Genomic DNA, 298 nt, shown 5'->3' on the forward strand with positions numbered 1-298 from the left:
GCCGACGATCAGCGATGTCGCCCAGGTCGCCGGCGTCTCGTACCAGACCGTGTCCAGGGTGTTGAACAACGCTCCCGACGTCAATGCCGCCACTCGTGAGCGGATCCAGCAGATCATCAAGGACCTCGGGTATCGCCGTAGCAGGACGGCGACCGCCCTCTCGACGAACCGCTCGACGGCTATCGGTATCCTCGCCGACGGTTCACGTCGGTTCGGACCCGTCGGAACGCTCCTGGCGCTCGAGAGAGTCGCTCGGCAGAAGGGCTATTTCACGACGGTGGTGACCGTTGACAAGCCT

Annotated in this window: 1 protein-coding gene; it reads left to right on the top strand. The window is 64.1% G+C overall.

The features are described from left to right. A partial coding sequence (locus tag SB754_RS19765) for a LacI family DNA-binding transcriptional regulator (RefSeq protein WP_410784090.1) occupies positions 1 to 298 on the top strand: 298 nt, incomplete at both ends.

This window comes from Leifsonia sp. SIMBA_070, assembly GCF_046534635.1.
Lineage (GTDB): Bacteria > Actinomycetota > Actinomycetes > Actinomycetales > Microbacteriaceae > Leifsonia.